General features: G+C 68.3%; 14 protein-coding genes. 8 read left to right on the plus strand and 6 right to left on the minus strand.

The window, feature by feature from the left end:
- Window positions 1-20: 20 nt before the first annotated feature.
- Window positions 21-866, minus strand: coding sequence for an MBL fold metallo-hydrolase (locus G6O69_RS21510; protein ID WP_172305384.1), 846 nt, complete (start codon window positions 864-866; stop codon window positions 21-23).
- Window positions 867-941: 75 nt separating this feature from the next.
- Here G6O69_RS21510 and G6O69_RS21515 point away from each other — a divergent pair, with 75 nt between their 5' ends.
- The 6 genes from G6O69_RS21515 to G6O69_RS21540 all read left to right on the plus strand — a co-directional run bounded on the left by G6O69_RS21515 (window position 942) and on the right by G6O69_RS21540 (window position 8,454).
- Window positions 942-1,805: a LysR family transcriptional regulator gene (locus G6O69_RS21515; RefSeq protein WP_172305385.1), complete on the plus strand. Its 864-nt coding sequence runs from the start codon at window positions 942-944 to the stop codon at window positions 1,803-1,805.
- Window positions 1,806-1,909: 104 nt separating this feature from the next.
- A complete protein-coding gene (locus G6O69_RS21520) occupies window positions 1,910-2,617 on the plus strand; it encodes a TetR/AcrR family transcriptional regulator (RefSeq protein ID WP_172305386.1) in 708 nt (235 codons plus the stop codon).
- Between the two features lie 42 nt (window positions 2,618-2,659).
- On the plus strand, window positions 2,660-4,558 hold the full coding sequence (locus G6O69_RS21525; RefSeq protein WP_172305387.1) for an acyl-CoA dehydrogenase family protein: 1,899 nt from the start codon (window positions 2,660-2,662) through the stop codon (window positions 4,556-4,558).
- 72 nt (window positions 4,559-4,630) lie between these two features.
- The gene (locus G6O69_RS21530) at window positions 4,631-5,560 is read left to right on the plus strand and encodes a MaoC family dehydratase (protein WP_172305388.1); all 930 of its coding nucleotides are present in this window, start codon (window positions 4,631-4,633) and stop codon (window positions 5,558-5,560) included.
- Window positions 5,561-5,612: 52 nt separating this feature from the next.
- A complete protein-coding gene (locus G6O69_RS21535) occupies window positions 5,613-7,106 on the plus strand; it encodes a 3-oxoacyl-ACP reductase (protein ID WP_172305389.1) in 1,494 nt (497 codons plus the stop codon).
- Between the two features lie 28 nt (window positions 7,107-7,134).
- Entirely contained in the window at window positions 7,135-8,454 is a 1,320-nt protein-coding gene (locus G6O69_RS21540; RefSeq protein ID WP_172305390.1) for an acetyl-CoA C-acyltransferase, read from the plus strand.
- A gap of 87 nt (window positions 8,455-8,541) precedes the next feature.
- Here the strand turns inward: G6O69_RS21540 and G6O69_RS21545 are convergent, their stop codons facing one another.
- The 5 genes from G6O69_RS21545 to G6O69_RS21565 form a co-directional block, all read right to left on the minus strand.
- The gene (locus G6O69_RS21545; protein WP_172305391.1) at window positions 8,542-10,176 is read right to left on the minus strand and encodes a hypothetical protein; all 1,635 of its coding nucleotides are present in this window, start codon (window positions 10,174-10,176) and stop codon (window positions 8,542-8,544) included.
- A 54-nt stretch (window positions 10,177-10,230) separates the two neighbouring features.
- Window positions 10,231-11,757, minus strand: coding sequence for a hypothetical protein (locus tag G6O69_RS21550; protein WP_172305392.1), 1,527 nt, complete (start codon window positions 11,755-11,757; stop codon window positions 10,231-10,233).
- A gap of 14 nt (window positions 11,758-11,771) precedes the next feature.
- On the minus strand, window positions 11,772-13,286 hold the full coding sequence (locus G6O69_RS21555; RefSeq protein ID WP_172305393.1) for a hypothetical protein: 1,515 nt from the start codon (window positions 13,284-13,286) through the stop codon (window positions 11,772-11,774).
- Between the two features lie 140 nt (window positions 13,287-13,426).
- Window positions 13,427-14,185, minus strand: coding sequence for a carbon-nitrogen family hydrolase (locus tag G6O69_RS21560; protein WP_172305394.1), 759 nt, complete (start codon window positions 14,183-14,185; stop codon window positions 13,427-13,429).
- Window positions 14,186-14,203: 18 nt separating this feature from the next.
- Window positions 14,204-15,391 (minus strand): pyridoxal phosphate-dependent aminotransferase, encoded by a 1,188-nt coding sequence (locus tag G6O69_RS21565; protein ID WP_172305395.1) that lies wholly within the window; start codon window positions 15,389-15,391, stop codon window positions 14,204-14,206.
- Between the two features lie 218 nt (window positions 15,392-15,609).
- On the opposite strand from G6O69_RS21565, the gene G6O69_RS21570 reads away from it, so the two are divergent.
- On the plus strand, window positions 15,610-16,857 hold the full coding sequence (locus tag G6O69_RS21570; protein WP_172308297.1) for an aminotransferase class I/II-fold pyridoxal phosphate-dependent enzyme: 1,248 nt from the start codon (window positions 15,610-15,612) through the stop codon (window positions 16,855-16,857).
- A gap of 181 nt (window positions 16,858-17,038) precedes the next feature.
- Window positions 17,039-18,286 (plus strand): hypothetical protein, encoded by a 1,248-nt coding sequence (locus G6O69_RS21575; RefSeq protein WP_172305396.1) that lies wholly within the window; start codon window positions 17,039-17,041, stop codon window positions 18,284-18,286.
- Window positions 18,287-18,443: the final 157 nt, after the last annotated feature.

The following is an 18,443-nucleotide window of genomic DNA, read 5'->3' on the forward strand; positions in this document are numbered from 1 at the left end:
CGCTCTAGAGGACTTCGTGCTCAGGTGCCGGCGAACTTGGCCGTGAGCCATTTTTGCAGCCCTGGCCGCTCGCCGAGGTCGCCGCGCAGCTGGGGCGGGGGCGCGTCCACGGGGGCGCGCGCGAAGCTGAGGACCTCGCCGTCTTCGGGCACGTGGACGCGCTCGCTCAGGCCCTCGGCGGACAGGCGCTGGCGCAGCTCGGCCCGGGTCGTTGGGCAGTGATCCAGGGCCTCGAGGTGGTTGAGCACGACCTGCCCGGGGGCGTGGCGGATCACGGTCATGAGCTCGTCGACGGAGAACAAGATGTCGCGGCCGATGCCGAAATTCGCCGCGCCGGCCGGGGCCACGACGACGTCTGGGCGGAGACGATCGAGGATCTCGAGCAGCGCGTCGGTGAGCACGGCGTCGCCGGTCAGGTAGACGCTGGGCTCGCCGGGGTGGGCCAGGTAGTAGCCGTGGACCGGGCCCATCAGCCACCCGACCAGGCCGTGGCCGTGGCGACCGGGGAGCACCTCGACGGCCATGCCCAGGGCGCCATCACCCAGGACCTCGACCTTCACGCCCTTGCGCGCGAGGTTTGGGGCGTCGACGGCGTTGGTCCACACGCTCAGGCCACGGCGGCGGATCCACTCGAGGCCCGGGGGATCGAGGTGATCGGGGTGCTCGTGGGTGAGCACGACGGCGCTGACCTCCTCGAGGGCGGCGTCGGTGCCAGGGGGGAGGGGGACGAGGGGATTCTTTCGCTTCTCGCCGGTGAGCTTGAAGCTGGGGAAGGCGCCCGGGTCCGAGAGCATGGGATCGACGAGCAGGCGGTGCTCCCCCACGCTCAGGATCAGGCTGGCGTTGCGTAGCTGGTGGATCTGCATGGCGCGAAGCTCAGACTTCGCCTTGCACAGACGCATGGCAACGGACAAAAATGGCAGTCAGGAATCCGTATTTGCATGGACTGGAACCTGCTGCACACCTTCGAGAGCGTCGTCCGTCTGGGCAGCCTGAGCGCGGCGGCCGAGGTCCTTGGGGTGAGCCAGTCCACGGTCAGCCGCCAGCTGAGCAAGCTCGAGGCGCAGGCCGGATCGCCGCTGCTGCTGCGCGGGCCGCCGCTGGAGATGACGGCCCGGGGCGAGGCCGTGCTGGCGGCGATCGAGCCAATGATCGCCGCCGCGCTCGCGGCCGAGTCGGCCCTCGAGGACGGGCCGGCGATCGCTGGCGAGGTCACGGTGAGCACCGTGGGCGAGGTGCTGCGCTGGGTGTTGATCGACGCGCTGCCGAGCTTGCGACGGGAGCATCCGCGGCTGCGCCTGCGCCTGCTCGCCGACAACGCGATCTCGAGCCTGGCCGCGGGCGAGGCCGATGTCGCCCTGCGCTTCGTCCGACCCACGCGCGGCGAGCTGGTCGCGCAGCGCGTGGGCAGCGAGCGCTACGGCTTCTTCGTCGACGGCGAGCGCGAGCTGGATCCTGGCGATCCTGAGGGCATCCCATGGCTGGGGCTCACCGGCTCCCTGGCCAAGATCCCCGAGCAGCGCTACGCGGAGCGGGCGTTTGCAGATCGGCCAGCGAGCGTGCTGGTCGAGGACGTCGAGGCGCTCGGCCTGGCGGTCGCGGCCGGCCTGGGCGTGGCGGTCTTGCCCAAGGCCTTCGCGGCGCGCCTGGGGCTGCGCGAGGTCGCGGCCGCCACCGTCGGTGCGCGGGAGATCGGCCCGCTGCCGGCGCGCGAGCTGTGGATGGTCGTCCACGGCGCCAAGCAAGGGCTGCCGAGGGTCCGGGCGGTCATGGCCTGGCTGGCGGACGCGATCGGCGAACAATGAGCGATATCGGGAGCTGGCGCCGCCCTCGCCGGCTGTGAACGAATTCGCGCGCTTGAATCGCTCTCTACCAAGTGGTAGGCAATGACCAACTGTCCGGTAGTTTCGTGCCTACCCCTCGTTCCAATCGCGCGGATATTGCGCAAAAGATCCTCGACCAGGCCACGCGTCTGTTCGCGGCCCACGGCTTTTCGGGCGTCTCGCTGGCCGACATCGCCAAGTCGGTGGGCATCCGCAAGCCCTCGCTGCTCTATCACTTTCAGAGCAAGGACACCCTGCGCCGCTCGGTGCTCGAGGAGATCCTGGCCCACTGGAACGACGCGTTGCCCAAGCTGCTCCAGGCCGCGACCTCGGGCAGTGAGCAGTTCGACTCGGTGCTCTCGAACACCGTGGGCTTCTTCGCCCACGACCGCGACCGCGCGCGCCTGGTGCTGCGCGAGCTCCTCGATCGTCCGGGGGAGATGCAGCCGCTGATCGAGAGCCACGTGCGTCCGTGGGCGACGATCGTGGCCGACTACATCCGCCGCGGTCAGGAGGCCGGGCGGCTGCGCTACGAGGTCGATCCGCAGGCTTACGTGGCGCACATGTCGATCATGGTGATCAGCAGCCTGGCGACCTTCGAGAGCGTCGCCGCGCTGGTGCCCGAAGACGACCGCGAGGTGTTGCTCGCGCGCCACTGCGCCGAGCTCCAGCGCATCGCAAAGACCGCCCTGTTTCGCCCGCGCCCGCAGCCTCAGGTCGACACCGACACCGACACCGATACCGACGTCGACACCGAGCCGGACGCCCCCGCGCCCATCGAGCAAGCCGGCTGAGCGCGGCGCCCCCTTCAACCCGAGCAAAGCGACCCACACGACATGGCCAACTTCTTCGAGGACAATGACGATCTGCGCTGGTACGTCGATCACGGCATCGACTGGGATCCGCTCGTGCGCGCGACCGAGTGGAATTTCAAGGCCGAGGACGCCCCGGCGAGCGCCGAGGAGGCCGTCGACAACTACCGCGATTTCCTGCAGATGATCGGCGAGTTCGTGGCCGAAGAGATCGCGCCCTACTCGGAGGAGCTCGACAGTCAGCACGCCAAGGTCGTCGACGGCGAGGCGGTGTTCGGCGAGCGGATGCAGACGATCTTCGATCGCATCCAGGAGCTCGACCTGCACTGGCTGACCTTGCCGCGGGAGCTCGGCGGGATGAACTCGCCGCTCTTGGTCTACTTTCTCGGCGCCGAGCTGATGGCCCGGGCCGACCAGTCGGTGGTCACCCACTACGGCTTCCACGGCGGCATGGCCATGGCGATGCTGGTGTTCTCGATCCGCGAGGGCTCGACCCGCTTCGACCCCGAAGCGGGCGGGATCGCCGAGACTCGCTTCGCCGACTGGATGAGCGAGATCGGCTCGGGCGAGGCCTGGGGCGCCATGGACATCACCGAGCCCGACGCCGGCTCGGACATGGCCCGGCTGCGCACGATCGGCGAGCAGGACGAGGACGGCAACTGGACCGTCACCGGCCAGAAGATCTTCATCACCTCGGGCCACGGTCGCTTCCACTTCGTGATCGCCCGGACCGAGCGAAGCGAGGGCCTCGACGGGCTGAGCTTCTTCTTGGTCCCGACCTACGAGGACACCCCCGAGGGCCGGGTGCGCTACGCGACCATCGATCGCGTCGAGGAGAAGATGGGCCACAACGCCTCGGCGACCTGCGCGATCAGCTTCGATCGCACGCCGGCGCTGCTCCTCGGCGAGCGCGGCGAGGGCTTCCGCTACATGCTCACGCTGATGAACAACGCGCGCGTCGGCGTGGGCTTCGAGTCTCTCGGGTTGATGGAGTCGGCATACCGCAAGGCCGCGGCCTACGCCGCCGAGCGCCCGTCCATGGGCAAGACCATCGATCGCCACGAGATGATCGCCGACATGCTCGAGGAGATGCGCACGGACATCCAGGCGATCCGCGCGCTCGCGGTCTGGGCCTGCTGCCACGAGGAGATCGGGACCAAGCTCGAGCTCGCCCGCGACCACGCCCCCGAGCTCTCGCCGGTGCCCCTGTCCGAGCTCGACGCCGAGCTCGCCCGCCACAAGGCCGCGGCCCGCCGGGCGACGCCGCTGCTCAAGTACATCGCCTCCGAGAAGGCAGTGGAGCACGCCAAGCGCTGCATCCAGATCCACGGCGGCAACGGCTACATCAAGGAGTACGGCGCCGAGAAGCTGCTGCGCGACGCCATGGTCCTGCCGATCTACGAGGGCACCAGCCAGATCCAGTCGCTGATGGCGATGAAGGACACGCTCGGCGCCGTGATGAAGAACCCCCAGGCCTTCGTCCGCGAGCTCGCCCAGGCCCGCTGGCGCGCGCTCTCGGCCCGCGACCCGCTCGAGCGCCGCGTGGCCAAGCTCCAGGTCCTGGCCGCGGATACGGTCCAGCTGCTGATCCGCAAGACCGCCGTGGACAAGGTCCGCTCGCTCGGCGACAAGCCGGTCTCGACCTGGACGCAGTCCTTCTTCAAGGACTGGAACCCCAAGCGCGACTTCGCCTTCGCCATGCTCCACGCCGAGCGGCTCACGCGGATCCTCGCCGACGTGCAGATCGCCGAGATCCTGCTCGATCAGGCCAAGGCCCACGGCGAGCGCCGCGAGCTGCTCGAGCGCTGGCTCGAGCGCTGTGAGCCGCGCGACCGCTTCCTCCACGACGAGATCTCGACCACCGGCCAGCGTCTGCTCGCCAAGCTCGCGCGCGAAGATGCGGGCGACGCTGCGGCCGAGTGATAGCGACGCGCTATCGATCTCCAGCGATCCTCCCATCCCTCACCCGCTCATCCCCAAGCTCAGGAACCCCCAATGGCGCTCCCCACCAAGCACATCCGTAGCCAGGGCCCCGTGCTCGCAATGCTCGGGCAGACGGCCGTCGAGGCCCTGCGCCGCAAGCTCACCGGCAAGGCCCCGGAGGGCGTCGGCCCGCTGCCCGGCCCGGAGATCCGCGCCGAGCTCCCGCCGCGGCCCCCGGAGCTGGTCCGCGACTACGTGCGCTTTTGCGGCGGAGACCCCGGCGCCTACAAGCACCAGGTCCCCGCGCACCTGTGGCCGCAGTGGGGCTTTCCGCTGGTCGGCAAGCTGATCGAGTCGCTGCCCTATCCGATCTTCAAGGTCCTCAACGGCGGCTGCCGCGTCGAGGTCAACGCGCCGCTGCCCATCGACGAGCCGCTCGAGGTCGTCGCGCAGCTGATCAACATCGACGACAACGGTCGCCGGGTGGTGCTCGAGGAGCGGGTGGTCACGAGCACGCCCAGCTGCCCCGACGCCGTGGTCGCGACCATGTACGCGATCGTGCCGCTGGGCGGGGGCGACAAGTCCAAGCCCAAGGGACCCAAGCCCAAGAAGACCCCCGAGCGCGTGGCCCTCGACGCGACCGAGCTCGCGCGCTGGAAGATCCCCGCCGACGCCGGGCTGGCCTTTGCGATGCTGACCGGCGACTTCAACCCGGTCCACTGGGTGCCGCCCTACGCCCGGGCCTTTGGCTTTCGCAACACGATCCTCCACGGCTTCGCGACCATGGCGAAGGCCTGGGAGGGGCTGATCCGCTCGCGCTATGCGGGCGACGTCGGCGGCCTGGGGAGCTTCGACGTCAAATTCACCAAGCCCCTGACCCTGCCGGCCAAGGTCGGCCTCTACCTCGAGGCCCAAGACGCGCACGACAAGGTCTGGGTCGGGCCCGCGCCCGGCGGCTCGGCCTACCTCGTGGGCACGGCCCGCGCGGCCAAGCCCGACTGAGAGTCACAGACTCTGAGCTCCGACAACCACGATCCGATCCAGGACAATCATCATGAACGACATCCTGCTGCAGCTCGGCAAGAACCCCCAGGCCCGGCGCCTGGTCAAGACCCTCGGTCTCCCCCTGCCCATGCCCCAGAGCCTCACCCGGGCCCGGGGTCCGATGGAGGAGCGCCCGCTCCACGACTACGAGATCGCGGTCGGCGGCTACTCGCGGCCCCTTGGCGAGGGGAGCGAGGGCGAAGCGGCCGAGGACTCGGCGCTGATCCCCGTGCTCGCCGAGACCCTGGCGAAGGCCGGGGCCACGGCCCTGGTCGCCAGCGGCGGCGTGGTCATCCCGCCCGCCTTCGAGCAGGCCGGCGACGCCTGGGGCCGGCCCCCGCGGGCGCTGATCCTCGACGGCCTGCCCGACAAGCTGCGCCTCGACGCGCTGGTCTTCGACGCCACGCAGATCGTCGACGCCGCTGGCTTGCGGGCGATCTACGAGTTCTTCCACCCGCTGATCCGCAGCCTGCGAAAGTGCGGCCGCGTGGTCGTGATCGGCCGCGAGCCCGCGCTGAGCACCAGCCCCGAGATCGCGGCGGTCCAGGGCGCCCTCGACGGCTTCGTGCGCTCGCTGGGCAAGGAGATCGGCAAGGGCGGCTCGACGGCCAACCTGATCTACCTGGGCGAGGAGGCCGAGGCCTGGCTGCCCGGGCCGCTGCGCTTCTTGCTGAGCAAGCGCAGCGCCTTCGTCTCGGGCCAGCCCGTGCACGTGAGCGCGCCGATGGAGGGCGACCCCGCGGCCGACCCCGCCGAGATCCCGTGGACGCGCCCGCTCGAGGGCAAGGTCGCGCTGGTCACCGGCGCGGCCCGGGGCATCGGCCGCGCCACGGCCAAGCTGCTCGCCGACGAGGGCGCGCACGTGGTCTGCCTCGATCGCCCCGGCGACGACGAGCTGCTGAGCTCGGCGGCGCGGGAGATCGGCGGCACGCCGCTGCTCGTGGACGTCAGCGACGTCGACGCGCCGACGACCATCGCCACCTTCCTCAAGGACAACTTCGACGGCGTCGACATCGTGATCCACAACGCCGGGGTGACCCGCGACAAGACCCTGGCGCGGATGAAGGCCGACAAGTGGGATCAAGCCGTGGCCATCAACCTCGACGCGCTCGTCCGGATCACCGAGGCCCTGCTCGAGGGGGTCGTGCGCGAGGGCGGGCGGATCATCGCGCTGAGCTCGATCGCGGGGATCGCCGGGAACCTCGGCCAGACCAACTACTCGACCACCAAAGCCGGGGTGATCGGCTACGTGCGCCGGCTGGCCGACGAGCTCGCCGACAGCGGGATCACCGTCAACGCCGTGGCCCCGGGCTTCATCGAGACCCGGCTGACGGCGGCGATCCCCGTGGTCATCCGCGAGGTCGGGCGGCGCTTGTCGAGCCTCGGCCAGGGCGGCCTGCCCCGGGACATCGGCGACGCCCTGACCTTCCTGTCCACGCCCGGCGCTCAGGGCATCACCGGCAACGTGCTGCGCGTCTGCGGCCAGTCTTTCGTCGGCGCCTGAGCCCGCCGACCCACACAGGAGCGAACCAATGCCCGTGTCCAAGCAAGACCAAGTTCGTCAGCGCGCGGTGATCGTCGCCGGCGCCCGCACCCCCTTCGTCAAGGCCTTCGCCGAGTACCTGCCCTTCGACACCATCGCCCTGGGGAACGCCGCGGTGTCCTCGCTGCTCGAGCGCACCGAGCTCCCGCGCAAGGAGATCGACGCGATCACCTGGGGCGGGGTGATCCTGCCCAGCGCCTCGCCCAACGTCGGCCGCGAGATCGCCCTCGACCTCGGGCTCTCGCCCAGCGTCGAGGCCATGACCTGCACCCGGGCCTGCGCGAGCGGGCTCCAGGCCGTGACCTTGGCCGTGGCCGCGATCGAGCGCGGCGAGGCCGACGTGGTCATCGCCGGCGGCTCCGACTCGACCTCGAACGCCGAGATCAAGCTGCCCCAGAAGGTCGTGCGCACCCTCGGGCCGCTGCTCATGGGCAAGGGTAAGGCCACGCCCAAGGACCTGCTGGCGATCGCCGCTCAGCTCATGCCGATCACCGAGATCCTGCCCAGGATCCCCAAGATCGCCGAGCGGACCACGGGCGAGCTGATGGGCGAGTCCTGCGAGCGCATGGCCGTGCGCAACGAGATCACGCGCCAGGCCCAAGACGAGTTCGCCGTGCGCTCGCACCAGCGCGCCGCGGCGGCGATCGCCTCGGGGCGCTTCCAGGACGAGGTCGCGCCGATCGAGCTGCCCAACGGCAAGTGGGTCCACCACGACACGATCGTGCGCGGCGACACCAGCGTCGAGAAGATGGCCAAGCTGCGCCCGGTGTTCGCCAAGAACGGCAGCCTGACCGCCGCCAACTCGAGCGCGCTGACCGACGGAGCCGCGGCGGTGCTGATCATGAGCGAGGAGAAGGCCAAGGCCCTGGGCTACACGCCTTTGGCCCGCTTCGCCTCGTGGTCCTACGTCGGCGTGGATCCGGCGGACCAGCTGCTCATGGGTCCGGCCCTGGCCATGCCCAAGGCGCTCGAGCGCGCGGGCATCGAGCTCGGCGACGTCGACGTCGTCGACATGCACGAGGCCTTCGCGGCCCAGGTGCTCAGCGTGCTCGAGATGCTGGCGAGCGACAACTTCGCCCGGGCGCGGCTCGGCCGTGACAAGGCGGTGGGCCGCGTGGATCCGGACAAGCTCAACGTCCACGGCGGCTCCGTGGCCCTGGGTCACCCCTTTGGGGCGACGGGGGCGCGGATGGTCACGACCATGGCCAACGAGCTGCACCTGACCGGCAAGACGCACGCCTTGCTGGGGCTGTGTGCGGCTGGGGGGCTCGGGGCCGGGGCGGTGCTCGAGAACGCCGAGCTGGACTGAGCCGGGCGAAGGGGCGCCCGCGTGGGCGTCTACAAAGGGCGATGAGAGGAGCCGGAGGGCTCGGGCTCATCGCCCTTTGTTGTCTTGTCAGTAGCTCAGGACTTGGCCCTGGACCTCGAAGATGCCGTCAACCTCGGCTGTCCAAACGACGGCGATGAACTCGTCGGTCGTGTCCATGCGTACCCAGAAGGGGAGAGTCGCGCTAGGCCAGGGAGCCTCGTCGCCATAGTCCTCGACGACGGGGTTTTGCGGCGAGGAGTAGCGGCGAATGTGTACGCGGTCGTTCTTGGTGTCCGACCAGGCGACAGCGAAGCTATCATCATTGAGCGCCGCGATGTCGCCGGTTATGGGGTAGTCGAGGCCATCTTGCAGGGCCCAGGGGGTGTCTTCGAGCACCAGCGAGCTGTTGAAGATCGCCGCGTTGATGGTGCTGTCCGTCGACCAGATCACGCCGACACGGCCACTATCGGAGATCGCCACCCGGGCGAAGGTATCGAAGGGATCGTCGATTGAGGTGAGCACCACGGGGCTGCCGTCGATCCACGAGTCTTGGGCGCGGTTGCGCCGGCGCATGGCTAGTGCGCACTCGGGTGTATTCTCGATGGTGCAGCGGCTCCAGACGAGGATGTCCACCTCGCCGTTGCTGGACAAGGCGGGATAGGCGCCGGTGTAGAGCGCCTGCGCGTTCTCGGGGCTGCTCGTGTCACTGAGCCAGCCTTGAGTGGGGCTCCTGCGTCGGTGCCGGATCTGATCGTCCTCTTCCCAGGTGACGCTGAGGGTATCGCCGGCCCAGGCGAGGTCGAAAAAGTTGGCCGAACTCCCCTCCGAGATCATCTCCGTGCTCGCGGGGGTGCTCGCATCGGCCTCGCGTTCGAAGAGCATCAAGTCGTTGATGTTGTCATTCAGCAGGTCCGTGGGGTGTGCTGCGAATACCGTGTGTGCGTCGAGGTTGTCGCTCGCAGATAGGGTAATGTCATTGTAGAAAGCCTGGAGATTGAAAGGGTTGTCCTCGTCGACTATGACACTGGGGCCCAGGGCATCACCGAGGTCGTCGAACCAGCGCAGCCGGGCCTCGTCGAGCGAGTCATTTAGATAGCTGATGGCGAAGTGGCCATCCTCGAATATGGCGACGTGGGGCGTGAATGTTCCGATGTCAGCGTAGTCGTCGAGCTTGGCCTGAAAGGCCGAGTGCTCGCACAGCCGACAGCTCCCGCCACAGTCGACGTCGCGCTCATCACCGTTCGCCACGCCATCGGAGCAGGTCGGCGCGGCGCAGACCATGTCCTCGCAGACGCCGGACAGGCAGTCTGCACCGACGCCGCAGCCGAGCCCATCAGCGCAGCCCGAGCAGCTCCCGCCGCAGTCGGGCCCAGTCTCGTCGCCATCTTGCTCGCCGTTGTCACAGTGGCCGGCCTCTTCATCCTCGCCGCTCTCTTCGCTCTCGCCGAGGTCGGAAGAAGAGGAGCTTGTCTCGTCCGTGTCGGGGTCGTCGGCGCTCTCGTCTGTGAGCTCGCCGCCTTCGTAGTTGGGGTCATAGTCGGGGTTGGGTTCGAGGCAGCTGGCGAGGCCGATGCCGATGAGTGAGAGAAGCGCTGAGCTGCGCGAGGTATTCATGAGCTTGCTGGGGTTTTGTGCGGCTGGTGGGCTCGGCGCCGGGGCGGTGCTCGAGAACGCCGAGCTGGACTCGGCGCCGGGCGAAGGGGCGCCCGCGTGGGCGTCCATGAAGGGCGATGAGAGGAGTCGGAGGGCTCGGGCTCATCGCCCTTTGTTGTCTTGTCAGTAGCTCAGGACTTGGCCCTGGACCTCGAAGATGCCGTCGGTCTCGGCTGTCCAAACGACGGCGATGAACTCGTCGGTCGAGTCCATGCGTACCCACCAGGGCTCAGTCGAGTCGGGCCAGGGGGCTTCGTCGCCATAGTCCGTGACGAGGGGGGTCTGGGCCCAGGAGTAGCGGCGAATGTGCACGCGGTCATTTTTTGAGTCGGGCCAGGCGATGGCAAAGCTACCATCACTGAGCGCCGCGATATCGCCGATTGTGGCTTGGGAGAGGCCATCTTGCAGAACCCAGGGGGTGTCTTCCACTTGGAGCGAGCTGTTGAGGATCGCTGCGGTGATGGTGGTTTTCGTGGACCAGGTTAGACCGACTCGATCAATGTCGGAGATTGCCACCCTGGAAAAGGTGTTGCTAGGGTCATCGACGGCAACAATCTCGACGGGGCTCCCATCTAGCCATATGTTTTGGGAGAGGCTGCGTCGGCGTGCTGAAAGTGTGCAGGCTGGGGGGTCTTCATTGGTGCAACGGACCCAAGTGATGATGTCGATGTCTCCGTTGCCGGATACTGTTGGTCGGGCGCCAGTGTGGAGCGGCTGGGTGTTTTCGGGGCTGGTCGATTCGCCGACCCAGCCGAGAGTGGGCGTCCAGCGTCGGTACAGAACCTGGGAGTTTTCTTGCCAGACAATACTCAAGGTCTCGTCAGTCCTGGCGATATCAAAAAAACTAGTGTCGCTCCCCTCTGAGATCAGCTCAGTGCTCGTGGGGCTGCTTGCGTCAAAGTCACGCTCGAGGAGCATCAGGTCGCAGATGTTGTCATCGAGAATGTCCGTGGGTTGGGCAGTGAAAATGGTATGGGCGTCGAGGTCATCGCTCGCGGACAGGGCGATGTCGTTGTAGGCGTTGAACAAATTGAATGGGTTGTCTTCGTCAATCTCGACGCTGGGGCCGAGGGCGTCGCCAAGGTCGTCGAACCAGCGCAGGCGGGCTTCATCGGCGAAATAGTTGAAGTAGCTGATGGCGAAGTAGCCATCCTCGAAGACCGCGACCGCGGGCAAGAACGCGTCATACCCAGCATAGTCGTCGAGCTTGGCCTGAAAGGCCGAGTGCTCGCACAGCCGACAGCTCCCGCCACAGTCGACGTCGCGCTCATCACCGTTCTCCACGCCATCCGAGCAGGTCGGCGCGGCGCAGACCATGTCCTCGCAGACGCCGGACAGGCAGTCTGCACCGACGCCGCAGCCGAGCCCATCAGCGCAGCCCGAGCAGCTCCCGCCGCAGTCGGGCCCAGTCTCGTCGCCATCTTGCTCGCCGTTGTCACAGTGGCCGGCCTCTTCATCCTCGCCGCTCTCTTCGCTCTCGCCGAGGTCGGAAGAAGAGGAGCTTGTCTCGTCCGTGTCGGGGTCGTCGGTGCTCTCGTCTGTGAGCTCGCCACCTTCGTAGTTGGGGTCATAGTCTGGGTTGGATTCGAGGCAGCTGGCGAGGCCGAGGCTGACGAGTGAGAGGAGCGCTGCGTTGCGCGAGGTAGTCATGGGCTTGCTTGGGTTCAGTATGACAGTACTTGACCCTGAACCTGTGTGACAGAGTCGACGATCCCCGACCAAACGACGATCAGGCGACCGTCGGTGGCGGCCATGGCCACGTCGTTGGGGTTGTCGGAGTCGGGCCAGGGGGCCTCGTCGCCGAGGTCGGGGAGCTTGGGCGAGTTGTCGTCGTCGCTGAGGAAGCGACGCAGGTGTACGCGCTCGTTGTCGTTGTCGGTCCACGCGACGGCGAAGCTGTCGCTGGGGAGGTAGGTGATGGCGCTCTCGACGGGCGGATCGGCATTGAGCTGTAAATGGGCGGGCTCGCCCAGGGGCGTGAAGTCCTCGTCGAGGAGGCGCTTCGTGACGTCGTTGGCCCCGAGGTCGAGGCGGGTCCACACGAGCATGGTCCGGCCGTCGGGGTCACGGGCGACATCGGGGGCGGCGTAGGCCTCGGCGTTGGTGGTGACGATGACGGGATCGGGATCGATCCAGTCGATGTCGAAGCGGCGCGCGACGACGTCACAGGGGTTGTTTGCGCTGGCGACGCAGCGCACCCAGGCGAGGGCCATGACGCCGTCGCTGCCCAGGGTCAAGGCGGGTTGTTCTCCCCAGTAGCTCCCGGGCTCGCTCTCCGCCTCGAAGGGCTGGATGTCGATCCACGCGCCTCCGCCGATGCCATAGTCCCAGCGCCGCAGGAGGATCTGGTTGTTCTCTTCCCAGGCCACGGTCACGCGGTCGCCAGAGACGACGAGGTCGCCCGAGCTCACCGCGTTGCTGGCCTCGTAGTCGATCTCGAGCGTGTTGATGGCGTTGTCTTCGGGGTCGTGGCGGAGCAGGTAGAGGTTGTCGTTCTCGGAGCTGCCTGCGAGCAGCGCGTCGATGGTGAGCTGCTCGGGCTCGTCGTTGCCCAGGGGGATGGCGCCGGATTTGTAGCTGAGGTCCACGCCGAGCTCGAGGCCCTGGCCCATGGCGGAGGCGTCCGCGTCGAACCATCGTCCGCGTGGCGTGCCGCCGCCGACGTAGCTGATCGCAAAGCTGCCATCTTCGAACATGGTCACCCGCGGGAGCTGGGCGTTGGTGCCCTCGAAGTCGTCGAATTCGTTGATGAAGCTGGTGTACTCACAAAAGATGCAAGGTCCACCGCAGTCGGTGCCGACCTCTTCGCCGTTTTGCACCTCGTCGTCGCAGGTCGGGGCCTGACAGGTGCCGTCGCAGATCTGTGACTGGCAGTCGGACGCAGCCTGGCAGGGCTCACCGTCCGCGCAGGGATCACAGCTCCCGCCGCAGTCGAGGCTGGTCTCGTCGTCGTCCTGGACCCCGTTCCCGCAGTGATCCGGCTCCTCGGTCTCGGAGCTCGAGTCGGTCTCCGTGACGTCGGTCTCCGTCTCCGTCTCGGTCGTGGTGCCGACGCTCTCCTCGGTGTCGACCTCGTCCTGGCCATAGTTCGGATCATAGAAGGGGTTGGGCTCGAGGCAAGCCGCTGGAGCCAGGGATGCGACCGCGACGGCGAACCCTGCGAAGCGATGAGAAGCCATGGGGCCTCAGCTTAGCGAGACCCTTCGTCGGGTGTCGACGATCGCCAGATATTCAGTGCGCGAGCGGGCTCGGGCGAGGCTGGGGCGGCCCGCTGAGCGCGCAAAGCCGCGACGCCGCGGGCTCGTACCTGCCCTCGAGATCAGCGGCGGTCCTGGAGTACGGGGAACTTCTGACGGGCCTGCGCGACGCGGGCGGGATCGACCTCGGCGAGCAGCATGGTCTCGTCGCGGCTGGCCTGGACCACGACCTCGCCCCAGGGGTCGATGATCATGCTGTCGCCGCTGTAGACGACCCCGCCCCCTTCGCCGACGCGGTTGAGACCCACGACCCAAGCTTGGTTCTCGATCGCGCGGGCGCGCAGCAGGGTCTTCCAGTGCTCGCGGCGGCGCTCGGGCCAGTTGGCGACGACCACGTAGAGGTCGGTGGCCTCCGCGACGGCCCAAAAGTCGTCGGCGAAGCGCAGGTCGTAGCAGACGAAGGGGCTCAGCCGCAGGCCCTCGAGGGTGAAGGTCGTGGTCCGCTCGCCTGCGCGGTAGTGGAGGTGCTCGTTGGCGAAGGTGAAGGGGTGGCGCTTGTCGTAGCGCTGGGTCTCGCCGCCGGGGCCGGCGAAGAGCATCGCGTTGGCCGGGAGCCCCTCGCCGCTGGGTCGCAAGGGGACGCTCGCGCAGATCCACACCCCGAGGGTCCGGGCCTGCTCGGCGAGGAAGCGGGCGCTCGGCCCGTCTTCGGGCTCCGCGATGGCGGCGGTGTTCATCGAGAACCCGCAGGCGTACATCTCGGGCAGGACGATCAGCCGGGCGCCAGCAGCGGCGGCGGCTCGCAGGCGCGGGCGCAGGCGCTCGAAGTTTTGGGCGGGGTCTTCCCAGGCGATGTCGGTCTGTAGGGCGGCGAGCTTCATGGGTCGGTCCTCGTGGCATCAGCGCGCGCCCGGGCGGCGCTCGCGGAGCTTGGTCAGCCGGCGCAGGCCCTCGTCGAGGACCGGATCGCTCTTGCAAAAGGCCCAGCGAACCAGGTGCTTGCCGAGGGCGCGGCTCGAGTAGAAGGCCGAAGTCGGGATCGCCGCGACCCCGACCTGCTCGGGCAGCATGCGACAAAATTCGAAGTCGTCGTCGAAGCCCAGCGGGCGGATGTCGGTCTGCACGAAGTAGGTGCCGGCGGGGGTCAGGACGTCGAGGCCGACCTCGGCGAGGCCGGCGCAGAGCTTGTCGCGGCGGGCGAGGTAGTCGGCCCTGAAGCCCTCGAAGTACTCGTCGGGCGCGCGGTAGCCCTCGGCCATGGCGAGCTGAAAGGGCGTGCCGTTGCAAAAGGTGATGAACTGATGGGCGCTGCGCAGCGCTCGAGTGATCGCCGCGGGCGCGCAGGTGTGGCCGATCTTCCAGCCCGTGAACGAGAAGGTCTTGCCCGCCGAGGAGATCAGCACGGTCCGCTCGCGCATGCCGGGGAGCCCCGCCAGGGGGATGTGCTCGCCCTCGAAGACCAGGTGTTCGTAGACCTCGTCGGTGATCGCGAGCACGTCGTGCTCGACGCAGAGCTGGGCGATCAGCTCGAGCTCCGCGCGGCTGTAGACCTTGCCCGTGGGGTTGTGCGGCGAGTTGACGAGGATCGCCCGGGTCTTGGGCGAGAAGGCGGCGCGCAGCTCGTCGACGTCGAAGCCGAAGTCGGGGCCGCGCAGCGAGACGAGGCGCTCGCGCGCCCCGGCCATGGCCACGCTCGCGCGGTAGGAGTCGTAGTAAGGCTCGAACAAGACGACCTCGTCGCCGACCTCGCACAGCGCGGCCAAGGTCGCGTAGATGGCCTCGGTCGCGCCGGCGTAGACGGTGACCTCGGTCTCGGGGTCGTAGTCGAGGCCCCAAAAACGGCGCTGGTGCGCGGCGATGGCCGCGTTGAGCTCGGGCAGCCCGTGGGTGCGACAGTACTGATTGTGGCCGGCCTCGATGGCCGCGATCGCGGCGCGCTTGATGAACGCGGGGCCCTCGAAGTCGGGGAAGCCCTGGCCGAGGTTGACGGCGCCGTGGGCGTTGGCGAGCCGCGTCATCTCGGCGAAGATCGTGGTTCCAAAGCCTTGCAGCCGTGAGGCCAGCCAGGGGAGGCGCGCGCCGGTCATCGCGGCGAGTGTAGTGCACGCCCCGCCCGCGGATCTGCGCAACACGCTGCGCGGATCCATGCGACCTTGCCCACGTCGACGCGGGTGGTCACTCGGTGGTCGCGGCCTGGTCCCTGCGGCATCATCTGCCCATGTTCGTGCCTGTCGAGTCGAGGTTGAACCTGGGTGAATTCGCGGCCGCGGCGGCGCCCGAGGCCGCGACGGGGCGGGTGTCGACCATGGCCGGCGGGCTCGTCGGCAGCGAGATCCTCAAGATCGCCGCGGACATCCGCGAGCTCGGGCGCGAGGGCGTGGAGGTCTGCAACCTCACCGTGGGCGACTTCGATCCCGGCCAGTTCCCGATCCCCACGCGCCTGAGCGAGGATATCCAAGACGCCCTCGCCGCGCGCCAGACCAACTACCCGCCGAGCAACGGCATGCTCGAGCTGCGCGAGGCCGTCCAGCGCTTTTATGGGCGCAGCCTCGGCCTGAGCTACCCGGTCGACTCGGTGCTGATCGCCAGCGGCGCCCGGCCGTGCATCTACGCTGCCTATCGCGCGCTCGTCGATCCCGGCGAGACCGTGGCCTACCCGGTGCCGAGCTGGAACAACAACCACTACTGCCACATGATCGGCGCGAAGCCGCTCGAGCTCGTGTGCGGGCCGAAGACGCGCTTCTTGCCCACGGGCGACGCCGTGCTCGAGGCCCTGCCCAAGGCGCGGCTGTTGTGCCTCAACTCGCCGCTCAACCCCACGGGCACCGCCTTCGATCATCGCGCCCTCCAGGGCATCTGTGAGGCCGTGCTGGCCGAGAACCGCCGCCGCGAGCAGGCCGGCGAGCGCCCGCTCTACCTGCTCTACGATCAGATCTACTGGATGCTGACTTTCGAAGGGGTCGAGCACCTGACCCCGCCGCAGCTGATCCCCGAGCTCGCGCGCTGGACGATCTTCGTCGACGGCATCTCCAAGGCCTTCGCGGCCACGGGCGTGCGCGTGGGCTGGGCCGTCGGTCCGGTCGACGTGATCAAGCGGATGTCGGCGATCCTCGGCCACGTGGGAGCCTGGGCGCCGCGCGCAGAGCAGCGCGCGACCGTCGGCTTGCTCGACGACCCCGAGGCGATCGCCGAGTATCACGCGGGCTTCAAGTCCGGCCTGCTCGCGCGCCTGCGCGGGCTCTACCGCGGCTTCGCGGCCCTCGCCGAGGACGGCCTGCCGGTCGAGGCCATCCCGCCCATGGGCGCGATCTATCTGACCGTACGCATCGCGCCCTTTGGCAAGCGCACGCCGGATGGGGAGCTGCTCGAGACCAACGAGGACGTGCGCCGCTACCTGCTCGACGCGGCCCGGGTCGGCGTCGTGCCTTTCCAGGCCTTTGGCGTCGGCGAGTCCGGCCAGGGCTGGTTTCGGCTCAGCGTCGGGGCCGTCAGCGAGCAGGACATCGCTGCGGCGCTGCCTCGGGTCGCCGCGGCCTTGAAGGCGCTGCGTTAGCCATTGCATCGAGGGCTCGCGCTGGAGCCCCCAGCGTGATCAGGGATTGCGCTGGCTCGAGAACCGTGTGCGCGGTTTGCGAGGCACGCCGCGCTGCAATTCGAGCGCCTGGGAAAATATCCCCAGGGGAGTTCTGGCGCACTGTGTCGAAGTCATCGTTTAGGGGTAGGGTGCCCGCCTCATGCATGTTTTACCCCGATTCCCGATCACGACCCTGGCGACGCTCGCCTTGCTGGCCTCGACCTTCGCCTGTGGCGACTCCAGCTCCGACGACAGCGGGGAGAGCGAGACCGCGGGCACCAGCGACACGGGCTCGGAGGACGTGGACACGAGCTCGGAGGGCACGAGCGGAGACTCGGACACGGCTGGGACGAGCGACACGGGCTCGGAGGACGTGGACACGAGCAGCTCGGGAGAGGACGACGTGGACACGAGTAGCTCGGACTCCGAGTCCAGCGGGAGCGAGGAGTCCAGCGGGAGCGAGGAGTCCAGCGGGAGCGAGGAGTCCAGCGAGTCCGGCACGGACACGGACACGGGCTCGGAGACCACCGGCGACGGGTTCGACTTCGAGTGCGCCGACGACCTCGATCCGGTGATCCTGACCCTGGAAAACAACCAGTCCGCGCGCTACTCGACCATCGCGGGCGCCGTGTTTGCGGCCGCCGACGGTGCCATCGTCCAGATCTGTCCGGGGACCTACAACGAGACGGTAACCGTGGACGACTCGATCACGATCGAGGGCGCGGGTCCCGAGCTGACGACCTGGCAGCCCGCTGGCGACGGCGGGATGTTGTTCATCGAGGCGACTGACGTCGTCATCCGGGGGATCACATTCACCGGCGGCATGGGCAGCATTCCGAGCAGCTACAACGTCCGCTGTGGCGGCGCGATGTTCATCGAGAACAACGCCGACAATCTTGTCAGCTTGGAGAATCTGGTCTTCGACGACAACAGCGCAGATCTCGGGGGGGCGCTGTGCATCGACGGGAGCAGCAGTCTGGTCGCCGTCCCCGAGGTCAGCATCACGGGCTGCGTGTTCTCCAACAACACGGCGGACTCCGGCGGAGCGATCCACACTTATGGTCGCTTTCACATCGTCGATTCGACGCTCGTGGACAACGTCGCCGACTTCAAGGGAGGCGCGATCCACATGGACTACGGCTGCAACGTCGTGGACAGCTGCACGATCTCGACCAGCTCGGTCAAGCGCAACGAGGCGCTCAACGACACCACCTACCAAGGCGGCGGCGGGCTGCGCCTCAACAAGAGCTTCAGCGTGGATTCGAAGATCACGGTGACCAACTCTGACTTCGGCTTCGGCGCCGACGAGGAGAACTACCCCGAGGACGTGAAGACCGCCTCGGACAGCTACGGGTTCTACGGCAACGGGGTGAGCTTCACCTGCGACGGGACCTGCACCGACCCCTGAGCCGCTCTAGTGTGCGCGGCAGAGGACTTGAAGGGCCCCAGGCTTGGAGCACCGGCCGCTGACTTCGTTGCTCGTCAGTCATTTGTGCCCGACAAACTCCCTCCTCGCGCCTCGTCAGCAACCGGCGGTCCGGCGCCTGGGACCCTTCAAGTCCTCT

Source organism: Pseudenhygromyxa sp. WMMC2535 (assembly GCF_011083025.2).

What these genes read in the sequence shown, in the direction of transcription:
- G6O69_RS21525 (WP_172305387.1), top strand. Translation starts at nt 2,660, where the DNA reads ATGGCCAACTTCTTCGAGGACAATGACGATCTGCGCTGGTACGTCGAT.
- G6O69_RS21515 (WP_172305385.1), top strand. Translation starts at nt 942, where the DNA reads ATGGACTGGAACCTGCTGCACACCTTCGAGAGCGTCGTCCGTCTGGGC.
- G6O69_RS21575 (WP_172305396.1), top strand. Translation starts at nt 17,039, where the DNA reads ATGCATGTTTTACCCCGATTCCCGATCACGACCCTGGCGACGCTCGCC.
- G6O69_RS21545 (WP_172305391.1), bottom strand. Translation starts at nt 10,176, where the DNA reads ATGGACGCCCACGCGGGCGCCCCTTCGCCCGGCGCCGAGTCCAGCTCG.
- G6O69_RS21510 (WP_172305384.1), bottom strand. Translation starts at nt 866, where the DNA reads ATGCAGATCCACCAGCTACGCAACGCCAGCCTGATCCTGAGCGTGGGG.
- G6O69_RS21570 (WP_172308297.1), top strand. Translation starts at nt 15,610, where the DNA reads ATGGCCGGCGGGCTCGTCGGCAGCGAGATCCTCAAGATCGCCGCGGAC.
- G6O69_RS21565 (WP_172305395.1), bottom strand. Translation starts at nt 15,391, where the DNA reads ATGACCGGCGCGCGCCTCCCCTGGCTGGCCTCACGGCTGCAAGGCTTT.
- G6O69_RS21535 (WP_172305389.1), top strand. Translation starts at nt 5,613, where the DNA reads ATGAACGACATCCTGCTGCAGCTCGGCAAGAACCCCCAGGCCCGGCGC.
- G6O69_RS21530 (WP_172305388.1), top strand. Translation starts at nt 4,631, where the DNA reads ATGGCGCTCCCCACCAAGCACATCCGTAGCCAGGGCCCCGTGCTCGCA.
- G6O69_RS21550 (WP_172305392.1), bottom strand. Translation starts at nt 11,757, where the DNA reads ATGACTACCTCGCGCAACGCAGCGCTCCTCTCACTCGTCAGCCTCGGC.
- G6O69_RS21555 (WP_172305393.1), bottom strand. Translation starts at nt 13,286, where the DNA reads ATGGCTTCTCATCGCTTCGCAGGGTTCGCCGTCGCGGTCGCATCCCTG.
- G6O69_RS21560 (WP_172305394.1), bottom strand. Translation starts at nt 14,185, where the DNA reads ATGAAGCTCGCCGCCCTACAGACCGACATCGCCTGGGAAGACCCCGCC.
- G6O69_RS21540 (WP_172305390.1), top strand. Translation starts at nt 7,135, where the DNA reads ATGCCCGTGTCCAAGCAAGACCAAGTTCGTCAGCGCGCGGTGATCGTC.